Below are 15469 nucleotides of genomic sequence, written 5' to 3'. Positions count from 1 at the left end.
TCGGCGCACCGTAAGTCGATCAAGTGTTCGGTAAAACGTGTCCATCGTCATTTCGTCAGCTAGGAACGCAAGTCAGTGTCATTGCGTCCGGAATGGGTGATTCGTTGAAGTTAGTGCACATCCTGTGCCCATGTGACGTTTTTCCGGCATACGAGTGGTGACGCCGAGCAACGAGCACGCCACGCGCTCATTCGCGCCTCACGCCTGCTTCGGCCAGTGCCGCCCATGCCTTCGCAAGCGAACCATTCAGGTCGATGGCGCGACAGGCATGCTCGATCAAACAGACATCGAAGCCAGCGGCCTTGGCATCGAGCGCACTCCATGCCACACAGAAGTCCGTCGCGAGGCCGACACAGTGCACTCGCCGGACGCCCTTGTCACGCAAATAACCGGCGAGTCCCGTCGGTGTCTTGCGATCCGCTTCCAGAAAAGCGGAATAGCTGTCCACACCCACGTGATAGCCCTTGCGCACGATCGCCTGCGCCTGCGGAATGTGCAGACCGTCGTGCAACGCAGCACCACGCGTGTCCTGCACGCAATGCACCGGCCACAGGACTTGGTCGCCGTAGGGCAGCGCGATTGTCTCGAACGGCTGGCTGCCGGGGTGATTCTCCGCAAACGAGACGTGCCCCGACGGATGCCAGTCCTGCGTAAGCACGACGTGCGAGAAGCCCCCCGCCAGTGCGTTGATCGCGGGCACGACCTCGTCGCCGTGCGGCACCGCCAGCGCACCACCCGGCATGAAATCGTACTGCACGTCGATCACGAGCAAGACTTCGTCCATCGGTTTCATTGCATTCTCCTGCTGGCTCACCGGTTACCGGGCTCCCCCGCTGCCTGCCTATCCACTTATCCGGCTACCCGGTGACCTGCGTATCCACTCATCCGTTAAATCGCTTGCCGCTCTCGGCCAGTTCGACAAGGCGCGCCGCTGGCGTCCAGTCTTCGCCGTGCACACCGGCTTCGAACTCGCGCACACGCGCCAGCACCTTATCCAACCCCACGGTATCGGCGTAGAGCATCGGCCCGCCCCGCCACAACGGGAATCCGTAACCGTTCAGGTACACCATATCGATATCGGACGCGCGCGCCGCCGTGCCATCGGCCAGCACCTTGGCGCCTTCGTTGACCAGCGCATAAACGAGCCGTTCGACGATTTCGTCATCGGTGAACGAGTGCGGCACGATGCCGTGCTCGCGACGATAGTCGTCAATCATCTGTCCGACTTCGGCTGACTCACGCGGCGTGCGGTCACTATCGGCGTAGTTGTACCAGCCCGCGTGCGTCTTCTGACCGTATCGGCCCGCTTCGCAAAGTACGTCGGCAATTTTCGGATAGACCAGCCCCGGCTGCTCGGCATGACGACGCTTGCGAATGGCCCAGCTCACGTCATTGCCCGCCAGATCGCTGGTGCGGAACGGGCCCATTGCGAACCCGAAGCGCTCGATGGCGGCATCGATCTGCGCGGGAGACGCCCCCTGCTCCACCATCCACTGCGATTGCTTGAAATACGGCTCAAGCATGCGGTTGCCGATAAACCCATCGCAAACGCGCGCCACGACGGCAAGCTTGCCGATGCGCTTGGCCAGCTTCATGACTGTCGCCAGCACGTCCTTGCCCGTGTGAGCACCTCGCACGACTTCGAGCAGCCGCATGATATTGGCGGGACTGAAGAAATGCATGCCGATGACGTCTTGCGCACGCCCGGTGGTGGCCGCCAGCGCGTCCAGATCCAGCGTGGAGGTGTTGGATGCGAGAATTGCCCCCGGCTTTGCCACCTTGTCGAGCTCGCGGAACACCACCTGCTTGATCGACATGTCTTCATACACCGCTTCAACGATCAGATCGGCGTCGGCCACTGCGTTGAAGTCGGCGCTGCCGTGAATGCGTGCGAGCCGTTTCTGCGCCTCGTCAGCCGCCATCCGACCACGCGTTACCGCGCGTGCGTAGTTACCTCGCATCGCATCGAAACCGCGCGCGAGTGCGCTGTCAGTCGTATCGACAAGCGTCACGGGGATGCCCGCATTCGCAAACGTCATCGCGATACCGCTGCCCATCGTGCCCGCACCGATCACCGCCACACGATCGATGGTGCGCACGGGCGTGTCGTCGGGCACGTCGGCGATCTTGGCCGCCGCACGTTCACCTAGAAAGGCGTGACGCAGGGCTTTCGACTCCGGCGACGTCACCAGTGAAACGAAGCATTCACGCTCAAACTTCACGCCTTCGTCGAACGGGCGCGCGAGCGCGGCTTCAACGGCTGCCACACATTTCTGGGGCGCGGGGAAATGCGGTTGCTCGCGCAGCACCTTCTCGCGTGCGGCGTCGATAGCTGTTTGTGTCGAGCCGTCAGCGTCGTCGATCTCAACGTCGCGCAGGCGCGGCAATGCTTCGCCGCGTGCTGCCACATCGTTCGCGAAGGCAATCGCACCCGCCAGAAGATCGTCGTGCGTGCCTTCGAACAACTTGGCAAACAGCGAGCCGACGAGCGCTTCCGACTTGACGACTTTGCCCGTGACCACCATATCGAGCGCACGCGTCACGCCAATCGCGCGCGGCAGGCGCTGCGTACCACCCGCGCCGGGCAGCAGCCCCAGCTTGACCTCGGGCAGCGCGATTTGCGCGCCGGGCAGCGCCACGCGGTAGTGGCACGCGAGCGCGAGTTCCAGTCCGCCGCCCATGGCCACGGCATGCACGGCGGCGACCACCGGTTTCGCACAAGCGTCCAGCGCATTGATCACATCGACGAGCAGCGGACTTTGGGTCGCTTTCGGCGTATTGAATTCACGAATATCGGCACCGCCGGAGAATGCTTTGCCGCCGCCGATCAGCACGATGGCACGCACTTGCGCGTCGGCCTGTGCATTGGCCAGCCCTTCGGCGATGCCGGCACGCGTTGCGTGTCCCAGCCCGTTGACCGGGGGATTCTCCAGCGTGATGACGGCTACGCCGTCACGGACTTCATATGCCGTGCTCATCGTTGTCTCTTTCCTTATTGTTGGTGTCGTTGGGGGTACCGCCAGCGCGTGACCCAGCGCAGTGCGGCGAAACGATCGTTCGATTCTAGCGCAGCTAGACTTCAAGCCATTCGGCACGAATTTCGTGGGCTCGTGCCAGTTCATCGGGTGTCCCCTCGAACACCAGTGCACCGCGCCCCATCACCGCCACCCGTTGTGCGCAGCTGAGCGCGAGCGACAGCTTTTGCTCGATCAGCAGGACGGCCACACCCGAAGCACGCAGTTCGGTCAGGATACGGCCGATTCGCGCCACCACACGCGGTGCCAGTCCTTCGGTCGGCTCATCCACGATCAGCAAATCGGGACCGGCCATCAACGCCCGGCACAGCGACAGCAGTTGTTGCTCGCCGCCGGAGAGCGATGCCGATGGTGCATGCCGGCGTGGTGCCAGTTCCTCAAAGCGCTCGAAGGCCTCATCCAATGTCAACGCACGGTTTGTCCGCACAGGAGCTTGGACATGGCCATGCCCAGTTTCACGGCCATTGGCACGCGCATTGACACGTCCTGCCTGCGTCCCTCGCTGGCCAAGCAGCAAATTCTGCGCCACCGTCAGCGGCCCGAACACATCGCGTGTCTCGGGCACGTAGCCGATGCCGAGCCGGGCGATCTGGTGCGGCGCCAACGACGCGAGCGACTGGCCTTGCCAGCGGATGTCGCCCTGCCGTGGAAGCTGCCCCATGATGGCGCGAGCGAGCGTCGAGCGTCCCGCCCCGTTGCGTCCCAGCACCGCGACGATCTCCCCCGGGGCAACGTGCATCGTCACCCCATTGAGCACGCGAGCGCCGCCATACCCGGCCGTCAGGTCGATCACCTCAAGCATCGTGCCTCCCTTCGGCCGGCGACGCGCCGAGGGCGTCCGCATACTCGCCGAGATACGCCGTCCGCACGTCCGGGTGCTCACGAATACGTGCCGGCACATCGCACGCGATGATCTTGCCGCGCGCCAGCACCGCGATTCGGTCAGCCAGCGAAAACACGACCTGCATGTCGTGCTCGATCATCAAGAGCGAACGTCCGCGACTGAGTTCTGCAATGAGGGCCACCACCCGCGCCGATTCTGACTGACTCATCCCTGCCGTCGGTTCGTCGAGCAGCATCACCTGCCCTGCGGCAGCGGCGCACAAGCCGATTTCGAGAACCCGTTGCTCGGCATAGCTCAAGGCACCTGCGGGATCGTCGCGGCGCGTATCCAGCCCTAGCCGGACCAGCCAGTCCTCGCTAATTGCCGTGACATCGCGCAACCCGCGCATGCTTCGCCAGAACGTATAGCGGTGCCCGCTCGGCCACAGCGCAGCACAACGCAAGTGGTCGACGACGCTCGTGTCCAAAAACAGTTGGGATGTCTGAAAACTTCGCGACAAGCCAAGCCGGCTGATGATGTGAGGCGGACGGCCGGTGACATCGCGCGCGCCCAACAAAATGCGGCCGTTGTCCGGCGACGTCCGCCCTGAGATCACATCGAAGAGTGTGCTCTTGCCTGCACCGTTCGGGCCGATGATGGCCAGCCGCTCGCCCGGGGCCAGCGTGAGATCGACTTCGTCGAGCACCTGCGTGCGGCCAAATGATTTACGGACGCCGCGAACGCTGAGGATTGGCCGCGCTCCCGGGTTCGCGCCCCCTGCGCCCCCCGCAATCCCCGCGCTTCCGGCACTCACTTGTGTGCGTCTCATGGCCGATCTCCGGCACCGCGGGCTAACCGCCCCACATGGCCCGCGACATGACGAACGGCGTCAATCAGGCGAGGCCATGCGCGATACAGCCACGCAGCGCCCAGCATCAAGCTCAGCATCGCAACGCCCCATCGCGCCCAACCACTCGACGCGCCCCCGCCAGCCCACCACGATTGCCCGGGGTCAACCGCACTGGCGACGGCGAGACGAATGCCATAGGTCATTTCGACCACGGCGATCAACCCGCCGACAACCATGGCTAACCCCGCGCATACGGCCAGATACGGACGCCATAGACGTCGTACCGTGCTCTGACGAAACGTTTGAAGTACCTGCATGTGTCCGGCCACCAACCCAGCCACGCCGCCCGGCGCAAAGACCACGACAGCGAGAAATCCCAGCCCCAGATAAAGCTGCCACGCCCGCGTCATCGTCGCTAGCACGACGGTCGCGAATACGCCGATCACCGCACCAACCATCGGCCCCGCAAAGTAGGCCGTGCCACCCAGTACCGTGAATACCAGCACGACACCGGAACGTTCGAGACTGAAAGTGTCTGCGCTGGCCAGTTCGAAATTGAGCGCACCCAGTGACCCTGCCACGCCCGCAAACGCAGCGGCAATAATCTGCATCCGGTAGCGAACCGCTGCGGGGGATTGCCCCAGAAACGCGACTCGCCCCGCGTTGTCGCGCACGGCACGCGCGAGAAAGCCCAAGGGGGTACGAGTGACGCCGTACATCAACGCCGCACAGATGAAGAGCCACACGGCGACGAGTCCGTAGACCTCGCGTTGCGAGCCGAACGTCAGCCTCAGCCACGGCGCACCCAATGTGCGGTCGGTGGCAATGCCGCGTTCGCCGCCGAACCACTCGGGCAGCATCGCAGCCACAACCCAGACCAGCTCGGCAACGCCCAGCGTGATCATCGCGAACGTCATGCCTGCACGGCGCGTGGTGACAAAGCCAAGCGTCGCACCCGCCATCGCGCCTGCCGCCGCCCCGGCCAGCGGCACGATGAACATCGAAATAGGCAACGCCCCCGCGCCGATACGATTCATGCACCAGACACCGGCATATGCGCCGATACCCGCATAGGTCGCGTGGCAAAAGCTCAGCAGCCCGGTCGATCCCAGCAACAAGTTGAATGACAACGCCAGAATGGCAGCGGTGCCCATCTGCGTCATCAACGTCAATGCCGCATCCGACGGAAAGCACCACGGCAAGACCACAAGAAGCAACGCGAAGCCTGCCCAGATCGCAATGCTCTGCCCGGCCGACCCATGCGACACATGCGACGTCGGCAACATTGGTGGCACCGGCGGCATCGTCGACCTTGCTGCCCTCGGCGCCTTGAATTCAGTCGCCATCGGTGCATTCACCGAATCGGGTGAGCCGTTGTCCACCGGGCGGCCGGACGGGTTATCTGCGGCGTCGCGCATCATCCCCCCCGCACACCGAGCAGACCGCGCGGACGCCACAGCAGCACCGCCACCATCAGCAGGTACGGTACGGCCGGGGCCAGTTGCGCGAGCGTCAGACGAGCAACCGGCGACAGCGCGTCGAAGATCGCGCCCTGTGCGGCCGATGGCCACCATGGCGCGAGACTCGCGTCGCTCGTGACCGCCCACGTCTGCAAGATACCGATCAGCAGCGACGCCACAAACGCGCCGCTTAATGAACCGAGCCCGCCGACCACCACCACGACGAACACAACACTGCCAACCGTTGCGGCCATGCCCGGCTCCGTCACCAGCACATTGCCGCCTGCTGCGCCCGCCAGCGCCGCCAAGGCGGCCCCACAAGCGAATACGCCGGTGTAAAGCGCAGGCACGTCGTAACCGAGCGCCTGCGTCATGGCCGGTTGTGCCAGCGCCGCCTGCAATACGAGCCCGGCACGCGTGGCCCGAAACGCCACCCAGACCAACACCGCCACCGCGCAAGCTAGCGCCATCAGAAACAGGCGATAGGCCGGTACGGCGACGCCCAGCACCGTGATCAACACGCCCTCGAACGCCGCCGGCACCGCGTAGTCAACGGGCCCGCGTCCCCAGACGAGTTGCACTAGTTCCACGACGAGGTACGCCAGACCGAAGGTTGCCAGCAACTCGGCCAGCGCCCCGCGCGTGCGCAATCGTCGCAAGACGCCTCGCTCGAACCCGGCCCCGAAAACGCCGACGATGACCGGTGCCAGCACCAGCGCCGGCCAGAAACCCAACGCAGACGACAGTGCGTAGGCGAAGTAAGCCCCGAGCATGTAGAAACTGGCGTGCGCGAAGTTCAGCACGCCGAGCATGCTGAAGATCAACGTGAGCCCGCTCGACAGCATGAACAACAGCAAGCCGTAGCTCACGCCGTTCACGAGGACGAGGCCCGCCGTGGCGCTCAGGAAATGCACTGCGACTCCTTGGTCAATGTCTTGCTTCGATGCAAACGAAAGACAAACGAAAGACAAACGAAATACGAACAAAAGACGCGGCAAACAGGGCCGCGTCGAACGAAAATCTGGCTGACATTATAGGGGGCGCAGGCCGCTGGATTGGCGGCCGACCTGCCGGAAATTGGCGTCGTGACTTGCTTTTGAGGCGCCACCTGTACCCCGCTTCGGAGTTTTCCGAGAGGGGCGAGGTCATGGCGCCTGCGGGCACCCTACGGCGCCGCCTGATAGTCCCGGAATCGCTCGCGCAACTTGAGCTTGAGCATCTTGCCGGTGGCCGTGTGGGGAATCTCGTCGACAAACACGACATCGTCCGGAATCCACCACTTCACGACGCGCCCTTCGTAGAAGGCCAGCACGTCCTCGCGCGTGAGCGACGACCCTGGCTTGCGCACCACCACCAGCAGCGGGCGCTCCTCCCACTTCGGGTGGCGCACGGCAATACATGCCGCCTCGTGAATCTCGGGATGTGCCATCGCGATGTTCTCGACGTCGATCGAGCTGATCCACTCCCCGCCCGACTTGATCACGTCCTTGCTGCGGTCGGTGATCTGGACGTAGCCCTCGGGATCGATGGTGGCCACGTCGCCCGTCGGGAACCAGCCATCCACCAGCGGCGACGTGTCGGCTCGGAAATAGCGGTCAAGCACCCACGGCCCCCGCGTATACAGATCGCCGAACGCCTTGCCATCCCACGGCAGTTCCTCGCCCTCGGGCCCGACGATCTTCAGGTCGACACCGTAAATGGCCGTCCCCTGTTTCTCCAGAATGTGTTGCTGCGCTACGGCCGGCAGCTCGCGATGGTGCTTGCGCAGATGGCACAGCGTGCCGAGCGGCGACATCTCGCTCATGCCCCACGCGTGGATGACGCGCACGCCATAGTCCTTTTCGAACGTGGTCAGCATCGCGGGCGGGCACGCCGAGCCGCCGATTACCGTGCGCTCCAGCGTCGAGAACCGGGCACCGATGGATTTCACATACGTCAGCAGCCCCAGCCACACCGTGGGCACGCCCGCCGAGAAGGTCACGCCCTCGGCTTCGAACAATTCATAGATCGACTTGCCGTCGAGGTCCTTGCCGGGAAATACGAGCTTCGCGCCGACGAGTGCGCTCGAGTACGGCATGCCCCACGCGTTGACGTGGAACATCGGCACGACCGGCAGCACGGCATCGCGCGCCGACATCGCCATGGCGTCGGGTAACGACGCACCGAACGCATGCAACACCGTCGAGCGGTGACTGTAGAGCACGCCCTTGGGGTTGCCGGTGGTGCCCGACGTGTAGCACAGCCCGGACGCCGTCTTCTCGTCCATTTCGGGCCAGACGTACGTGTCGGCGTCTTCGGCGGCCAGCAGGTCTTCGTAGCACAGCAACGGCAGGGTCGATGCAGGCAGATGCGCGCGGTCGGTCATCGCGATCCAGCCCTGCACGCCCGGGCATTGCGGCGCAATGGCCTCGACCAACGGCATGAAGTTGATGTCGAACGCCACGTAGCGGTCTTCGGCGTGATTAACGATGAACGCAATCTGCTCGGGGAACAGGCGCGGATTGATCGTGTGGACCACGCTGCCCATGCCCGAGACGCCGTAGTAAAGCTCAAGATGGCGGTAACCGTTCCATGCCAAGGTGCCGACGCGCTCGCCGTCACTCACGCCGAGCCGGCGCAGGGCAAGGGCAAGCTGTCGCGAGCGCCGCTCGGCGTCACGCCATGTGTACCGATGGATGTCGCCTTCCACGCGACGCGAGACGATCTCGGTGTCGCCGTGGTGGCGCGCGGCGTGAGTCAGCAGCGAAGAAATCAGCAGCGGCGCGGCCATCATCTGGCCGAGGAGCGGTGGTGCCATGCGTCGAATCTCCAGAAAAGTCGGGACTACCGGAATATCGGGATACGTTTGGGCTAAGGCTGTGAGCTGAGAACAAGTTCGGTGAGCACGGCGCGTGACAGGCTGGCACGTCTGATGCGTGCATTCGTGGTGCCACGCACTCCGATTCTTGACGCGCCCGGGCCATCGGTCAACGCCGATCGCTTGTGCGGCGCAGCACGGCGGCACGCCGCGTGCACTCGCCGTTCTCGCCAAAGTGCGCTGGCAAAGCCCTCGCAGCGCGGCAGCAAGCGCCGGACACCTCAAGTAGAATGTTTGTTCACCATCAGGAACGTCCCCAATGTCGGCATCAGACCGCCCCGCAACCGCTTCCCCGGCTGCCTCAGCCACCCCGGCCGCCCCTTCGTCGCTCAGGAATTTCGGCCCGCTTAATCTGGCGAACCGGTTTGCGTCGCTCGGTCCGGACTTCTACACCCGACTCTCCCCGCAGCCGTTGCCCGAACCCTATCTGGTCGGCTTCTCAGTCGATGCCGCCCGCCTGTTGGGCTGGTCGCCCGACGCCGCGCGCGATCCGGAGTTTCTGGCGACCTTTGCCGGCAATCAGCCACTCGCCGGCGGTGACCCGCTCGCGAGCGTCTACTCCGGGCATCAGTTCGGCGTCTGGGCCGGTCAACTCGGCGATGGCCGTGCGCTGCTGCTGGGCGAAGCCGATGGCGCCGGTGGCCGTTGGGAAATTCAGCTCAAGGGCGGCGGGCTCACGCCTTATTCGCGCATGGGCGACGGCCGCGCCGTCCTGCGCTCGTCGATTCGGGAATTCCTCTGCTCGGAAGCCATGTTCCATCTGGGCGTGCCGACGACACGCGCCCTGTGCGTGGTCGGCTCGGACGCCCCCGTGCGCCGCGAAACCATCGAGACGGCGGCGGTCGTGACTCGCCTGTCGCCGAGCTTCATCCGCTTCGGCCACTTCGAGCATTTCTGGGCCGGCGGTCAACACGAAGCCCTTCGCCAACTCGCCGACTTCACGATCGATCACCACTATCCGCATTGCCGCGAGGCCGCCAATCCGTACCTCGCATTGCTCGAAGCGGTCTGCGAAGCGACCGCCGAACTCATCGCGCACTGGCAGGCCGTAGGCTTCTGTCATGGCGTGATGAATACCGACAACATGTCGATCCTCGGCCTGACGATCGACTATGGCCCGTTCGGCTTTCTCGACGCCTTCAACGCGCACCACATCTGCAACCACTCGGATACGCAGGGCCGTTACGCCTATCAGGCGCAGCCGAACGTGGCGTACTGGAACTTGTTCTGCCTCGCCCAAGCGCTGCTGCCACTGTTCGGCGAAGGCGATGCCGCCATCGAACTGGCGCAATCGGCGTTGCCCGTGTTCAAGACGCGCTTCGCCGAAGAAATCGACCTGCGCATGCGTGCCAAGCTAGGGCTGCGCGAGTCGCACGCCGACGACGAGGTGCTCATCAATCGCCTGTTCAAGCTGATGCACGAGGGCCGCGTGGACTTCACGCATCTGTTCCGCTCACTCGCCACGCTGCAACTCGACAACCCTGCGGCCGATGCGCCGTTGCGCGACATGTTTATCGACCGGGCGGGCTTCGATGCATGGGCCGTCGACTATCGGGCACGTTTGCGGCAGGAGGCCAGCACCGATACCAAGCGCGCCGTTGCGATGCGTCTGGTCAATCCGAAGTACGTGCTGCGCAACCACCTCGCCGAGGTCGCGATTCGACGGGCCGATGAGAAGGACTTCTCGGAAGTGGACACGCTGCTGCGCGTGCTCTCGCGTCCGTACGATGAACAGCCGGAATTCGAGCGCTACGCCGAACTGCCGCCCGACTGGGCCGGTCAGCTGGAAGTAAGCTGCTCCTCATAACCCGCGGCTCACATCATTGACGGAAACAAGCATGGATCACTGACGCATTGCGATCGGGGGAATTATCCCAATATGCAACTCGTCAGATGACACCCGGATCATAGAAATCCGGGTATCAAAACTCAGGAGAATTTCATGAGCAAAGTGGAAAAGAGCGATGCCGACTGGCGCGCCCAACTCGATGACGTCGAGTATCAGGTCACCCGCAACGCCGCGACCGAACGTGCCTTCACCGGCCGTTACTGGGACCATTGGAAAGACGGGACCTACCGGTGCGTTTGCTGCGGTGAGCCGCTCTTCCAATCAACGGACAAATTCGACGCAGGTTGCGGCTGGCCCAGCTATAGCAAGCCAGTCGAGGGTGCCGGTGTGGACGAAATCATGGATTACAGCCACGGCATGGTGCGGGTAGAAGTGCGCTGCCGTAACTGCGACGCGCATCTGGGTCACGTCTTCGAAGACGGCCCCGCGCCGACCGGTTTGCGGTACTGCATCAACTCGGCGTCGTTGAATTTCGATGACAAGGAAGGCAGCCCGATGCCGGATGACAAGGACGGAAAGCGCGACTGACGCCGAAGGGATGCGAGGGACGTTGACTCGTCGGCGCGGTTCAGGGAAGTCACCGATTGCGGTTCGGTATTCTGCTATGCTGAGTTTCCTCTATCAACAACAAGGAACGCCTCTCATGTCCGTGCAAAAGACTCGCTTCGCCATGCTTCTCGCCTCGGCAGCCGCGCTCGGCGCGCTGTCGGCCACGCCGGCTATCGCGCAGTACACGGGCCCCGGCGCCCCGCCCGCGGCGGCTGTCGCCGTGCCGTCGGTCATGCCGAGTGTCGTCTCTGTTCAGCAAGCGTTGTCCGCGCCTGACGACTCGCAAGCCGTCATTGAAGGCTTCATCGTCAACCGCATCAAGCACGAGCACTACACGTTCCGCGACGACGCGGGTCACACCATCGAAATCGAACTCGACGACAAGTATCTGCCGCCGGGCGTCAAGATCGACGACAAGACCCGCGTTCGCATTACGGGCGAAGTGGACCGCCACCGTCATCGTCCGAGCGATATCGACGTCAAGCGACTCGAAATCATTCGATAAGCCTCGCTCCCCGGATGCCACTGGCAGCCGGAAAGCGACGCTTTGAAAACAGGGGCTTTGAAATATAATGCGGGTTTGCCGCCCGGTGAGATTCAACGACGCGCGTTCAAGGCGCGTTCGACATCGACACCTCAGGCTGGCAAGCCCGTAGCCCCCAAGTCGAGACCTCATGAAATTTCTGTTCGACCTGTTACCGGTCATTCTGTTTTTCGTCGCCTTCAAGTTCGCCGGCATCTACATCGCCACGGGCATTGCGATCGCCACCACGATCTTGCAAGTTGCCTGGATGTGGCTGCGTCACCGCAAGGTCGAGCCGATGCAATGGGTCAGCCTCGCCATCATCGTGGTGTTCGGCGGCGCCACCATCTGGCTGCACAACGACACCTTCATCAAGTGGAAGCCCACCGCGCTTTACTGGCTGTTCGGCGTAACGCTGTTCGTGGCTGAACTCATGTTCGACAAGAACCTGATTCGCACCATGATGGAAAAGCAAATGGCGCTGCCCGAGCATCTGTGGCGTGCCGTGAACTTCAGTTGGGCCCTGTTCTTCCTTGCGATGGGGGCACTCAATCTGGTGATCGCCTATCAGTTCTCGACCGACATCTGGGTGAACTTCAAGCTCTTTGGCGGTATGGGTCTCATGGTGGTGTTCATCGTCGTGCAGAGCCTCTGGCTCGCGAAGTACATCAAGCAAGACGAGTAACCTGCGACCGGAGCCGACACCATGACCATGGAACAGCAAATCGAGGCGCGCCTCACGGCCGCCCTCAGCCCGATCGAGATGGTTCTCGAGAACGACAGCGCGCGTCACGCCGGCCATGCCGGTGCGGCGTCCGGCGGGCATTACAACCTTCGTATCGTCTCGCCCGCCTTTGCCGGTCGCAACCGCGTGGCGCGGCATCGGCTGGTGTATGATGCGCTTGCCGATTTGATGCAGAACGGCATTCACGCCCTCGCCATCGTCGCGCTCGCCCCTGGCGAAGCGTAAGAACGCGTGCGACGCGTCCCCCGTCGATTAACCTTGCCTCCGTCATTCGTTAGGAAAAACAGCATGGCATTGAAACTCGCCCGCACGGCATTGGCGCTCGCCGCCACCGTGTCGCTGACCGCCGTATCCCTTCCCGCACTTGCCCAGAATGTTGCCGTCGTGAACGGCACGCCGGTGCCCGTCAAGCGCGCCGATGCGATGGTGCGTGAAATGGTCCGTCAGGGCCAGCCGAACTCGCCGCAACTGCAACAGCAAGTGCGCGAAGAGCTGGTCAAGCGCGAAATCCTCGCGCAGGAAGCCGTGCGCCAGGGTCTGGCAAGCGACGCCGACGTGAAGGCTCAGGTCGAACTGGCCAAGCAAGGCGTGCTGATCCGCGCACTGATCACCAACTTCCAGAAGACTTCGCCGGTCACCGATGCCGATGTGCAGGCACGCTACGACCAGTTGAAGAAGCAGTTCGGCGACAAGGAATACCACGCTCGCCACATCCTCGTGCCGAGCGAAGATACGGCCAAGGAAATCATCGCCAAGCTCAAGGGCGGCGCCAACTTCGCCGATCTGGCCAAGCAGTACTCGAAGGACCCGGGTTCGGCGCAAAACGGTGGTGACCTCGACTGGTCGCCGGCGAACGCCTACGTGCCGGAATTTGCCGACGCGCTGCAAAAGCTGCAAAAGGGTCAGTACACGCAGACCCCGGTGAAGACCTCGTTCGGCTATCACGTCATCGAACTCGACGATTCGCGCGATGCGCAGATCCCGCCGCTCGCCGACGTCAAGCCGCAACTCGTGCAGCAAATGCAGGAAGAGAAGCTTCAAAACTTCATCGACGGTCTCGAGAAGAAGGCCAAGATCCAGTAAGGATCGCTGGCGTCTTGTCAGACATGAGTCAGACACGAAAAACCCGCCAGATGGCGGGTTTTTTGTTGATATGCCTGAGCGACGTCAGTCGCCATCGCTCATGGCCCGTTCGGTTTTAGTCCCTCCGGTCCGGAATTGCCTGTGAGTGCACCACCGCGCGGCGCAGCCGAAAGAGCTCCGCTCGGCACCGGAACTGCGGCCGACAACGCGGCGATCTGATCGTCCGGTACGTACACGAAGACCTTCCCCGCCGCCGCCAGCGTGTCAACGCGAATCAGGGGAAGAAATCGCCCGGTCGTGCTCTGATAGTCCTGCTGCACATAACGGGCCTGAGGCAGGCCCTCATCAATGGAAATGAAAGCTTCGAGCGGCAGGCTCAACGGAATATCGTCCGGCCAGGGGCGGATGATCAGTTCGTTGTACGCGTGCCGCAACACGTTCTCGTTCGGGAAATGATGTCGCACGTCGATGCTCAGCTGGAACGGCACCGCATCAGGCCGAAACGGACATTGCGTCATCAACGACGAAGCCAGATAGTGCGTTTGCCACGCAGCGACTGTGGTCACTCCCATCTCGTCGCAAAACCGATGGTCATCATTGCGATAACAGCTCTCTAAACGCCCCCCCGTAAAACCATCCGAAGGAAACGCGCAGCGCACCGTCAGTGGATACCCCGTCGGCGCACCAGACTCACGTACGACGAACCCCGTGCCGCCACGCGCCTCGATCAATCGCTTCACACCGGCGTCCGCGCGCAAATAGGAAAAGGAAACCCCGTCACGTTTCACCGACGAGGGGCTGGCGTTCCACGCATGAAACGCCGCCGAGGCCTCCGCAATTCGAACGATCACGCCATTGCAATAGAACGCCGGCCGGCCACCGGGGCATGTTGGAGAGACATCGGCATAACGCGCATTCAACCGGGCGGCGATGCGAAATCCTTCATCAAGCTGATCGGTTTCGTCAAAACCGTAGGTGGCGCCCTGCGGTGGACCAAACCCCATACGCAAAATCGGCACCCACGTGCCGGTCGCATCGAAGTACTGTTTTTGGTAACGCTGCGCCTGAATGAGTTGACCGCCGTGGCTGACGTCGTAGAAGAACGCCTGCACGGGGATCGTCTCCGGCTTTGCAACATCCCAAGCCGTGACGAGCAGATTGTTCGGTCCCGACGCCAGCGCATCGGACATCAGCGCATGCGCGTCGAGCGACGCCTTGAATTGCTTCGCAACCATCGCACTGAACGAGCACTGCCGGTTGACGTCGCTGCCGTTGCCAGTGAAGTGCGCCGCCCAACCGGGTGCATCAGTCACGCCGTTCGGTAGACAGGAGCTCAGGTCTGGCGGCGATGGCGCAGCCATCGTCAGCAAATCACAGCCGTGCGATGCAGTAGCCGCCGCAGGCGTTACCGCTACCGGGTATGCACAGCGCACGTCGAGCGGCTTCCCCCACCCCGCCGCCGTCAACCCATCCGCGAGAATGAAGCCTGCACTCGTGGCCAGCCCGCTGGTACGCAAGTCATGTCTCAGGTAAGCCACGTTGGCTGATTGCAGCGCCAATTCCTGCGCCGTCAACTGCGCAAACGGCTGCGATGCGTCCCCCGGCAACGCGCGCATCAGCACGCCGGAGCACATCCACGCCGGACGATTGAGCGCGCACTGCGTCACGCTCGATTGATAGCGTTGGTTGACCAGA

At 63.2% G+C, this 15469-nt stretch carries 14 protein-coding genes; 6 read left to right on the top strand and 8 right to left on the bottom strand.

All coding sequences use genetic code 11. The features are described 5' to 3' along the window. Nucleotides 1-187: 187 nt before the first annotated feature. From pncA to AT302_RS10275, 7 genes are all read right to left on the bottom strand, one after another. Nucleotides 188-793, bottom strand: a complete 606-nt coding sequence (gene pncA / locus AT302_RS10305; RefSeq protein WP_058378361.1) for a bifunctional nicotinamidase/pyrazinamidase — start codon at nt 791-793, stop codon at nt 188-190. Nucleotides 794-881: 88 nt separating this feature from the next. Continuing rightward, nucleotides 882-2978: a 3-hydroxyacyl-CoA dehydrogenase NAD-binding domain-containing protein gene (locus AT302_RS10300; RefSeq protein ID WP_058378360.1), complete on the bottom strand. Its 2097-nt coding sequence runs from the start codon at nt 2976-2978 to the stop codon at nt 882-884. Nucleotides 2979-3072: 94 nt separating this feature from the next. Next, nucleotides 3073-3837 (bottom strand): ABC transporter ATP-binding protein, encoded by a 765-nt coding sequence (locus tag AT302_RS10295; RefSeq protein ID WP_058378359.1) that lies wholly within the window; start codon nt 3835-3837, stop codon nt 3073-3075. Next, nucleotides 3830-4687, bottom strand: coding sequence for an ABC transporter ATP-binding protein (locus AT302_RS10290; RefSeq protein ID WP_084656146.1), 858 nt, complete (start codon nt 4685-4687; stop codon nt 3830-3832). Before AT302_RS10290 ends, AT302_RS10295 begins: the two co-directional genes overlap by 8 nt. Then, the gene (locus AT302_RS10285; protein ID WP_237172111.1) at nt 4684-6129 is read right to left on the bottom strand and encodes a branched-chain amino acid ABC transporter permease; all 1446 of its coding nucleotides are present in this window, start codon (nt 6127-6129) and stop codon (nt 4684-4686) included. Before AT302_RS10285 ends, AT302_RS10290 begins: the two co-directional genes overlap by 4 nt. Next, nucleotides 6126-7013 carry a branched-chain amino acid ABC transporter permease gene (locus AT302_RS10280; protein ID WP_237172179.1) on the bottom strand — a complete coding sequence of 296 codons (888 nt, stop codon included), beginning with the start codon at nt 7011-7013 and terminating at the stop codon, nt 6126-6128. Before AT302_RS10280 ends, AT302_RS10285 begins: the two co-directional genes overlap by 4 nt. 320 nt (nt 7014-7333) lie before the next feature. Then, the gene (locus AT302_RS10275; protein ID WP_058378358.1) at nt 7334-8965 is read right to left on the bottom strand and encodes a 3-(methylthio)propionyl-CoA ligase; all 1632 of its coding nucleotides are present in this window, start codon (nt 8963-8965) and stop codon (nt 7334-7336) included. Between the two features lie 319 nt (nt 8966-9284). Here AT302_RS10275 and AT302_RS10270 point away from each other — a divergent pair, with 319 nt between their 5' ends. From AT302_RS10270 to AT302_RS10245, 6 genes are all read left to right on the top strand, one after another. Then, a complete protein-coding gene (locus tag AT302_RS10270) occupies nt 9285-10832 on the top strand; it encodes a protein adenylyltransferase SelO (protein WP_058378357.1) in 1548 nt (515 codons plus the stop codon). 135 nt (nt 10833-10967) lie between these two features. Next, on the top strand, nt 10968-11402 hold the full coding sequence (gene msrB / locus AT302_RS10265) for a peptide-methionine (R)-S-oxide reductase MsrB (protein WP_058378356.1): 435 nt from the start codon (nt 10968-10970) through the stop codon (nt 11400-11402). 115 nt (nt 11403-11517) lie between these two features. After that, a complete protein-coding gene (locus AT302_RS10260; protein WP_058378355.1) occupies nt 11518-11928 on the top strand; it encodes a YgiW/YdeI family stress tolerance OB fold protein in 411 nt (136 codons plus the stop codon). 169 nt (nt 11929-12097) lie between these two features. After that, entirely contained in the window at nt 12098-12631 is a 534-nt protein-coding gene (locus tag AT302_RS10255) for a septation protein A (RefSeq protein ID WP_058378354.1), read from the top strand. Between the two features lie 21 nt (nt 12632-12652). Beyond that, nucleotides 12653-12916 carry a BolA family protein gene (locus AT302_RS10250; RefSeq protein WP_058378353.1) on the top strand — a complete coding sequence of 88 codons (264 nt, stop codon included), beginning with the start codon at nt 12653-12655 and terminating at the stop codon, nt 12914-12916. A gap of 63 nt (nt 12917-12979) precedes the next feature. Next, the gene (locus AT302_RS10245; protein ID WP_058378352.1) at nt 12980-13774 is read left to right on the top strand and encodes a peptidylprolyl isomerase; all 795 of its coding nucleotides are present in this window, start codon (nt 12980-12982) and stop codon (nt 13772-13774) included. A gap of 98 nt (nt 13775-13872) precedes the next feature. Here AT302_RS10245 and AT302_RS10240 read toward each other — a convergent pair whose 3' ends face one another. Next, nucleotides 13873-15390 (bottom strand): hypothetical protein, encoded by a 1518-nt coding sequence (locus tag AT302_RS10240; RefSeq protein ID WP_218918993.1) that lies wholly within the window; start codon nt 15388-15390, stop codon nt 13873-13875. Nucleotides 15391-15469: the final 79 nt, after the last annotated feature.

It is taken from the genome of Pandoraea norimbergensis (assembly GCF_001465545.3).
GTDB lineage: Bacteria > Pseudomonadota > Gammaproteobacteria > Burkholderiales > Burkholderiaceae > Pandoraea > Pandoraea norimbergensis.
Note: the sequence above shows the minus strand (reverse complement) of the source record. Positions and strands in the feature narration are given on the sequence as shown.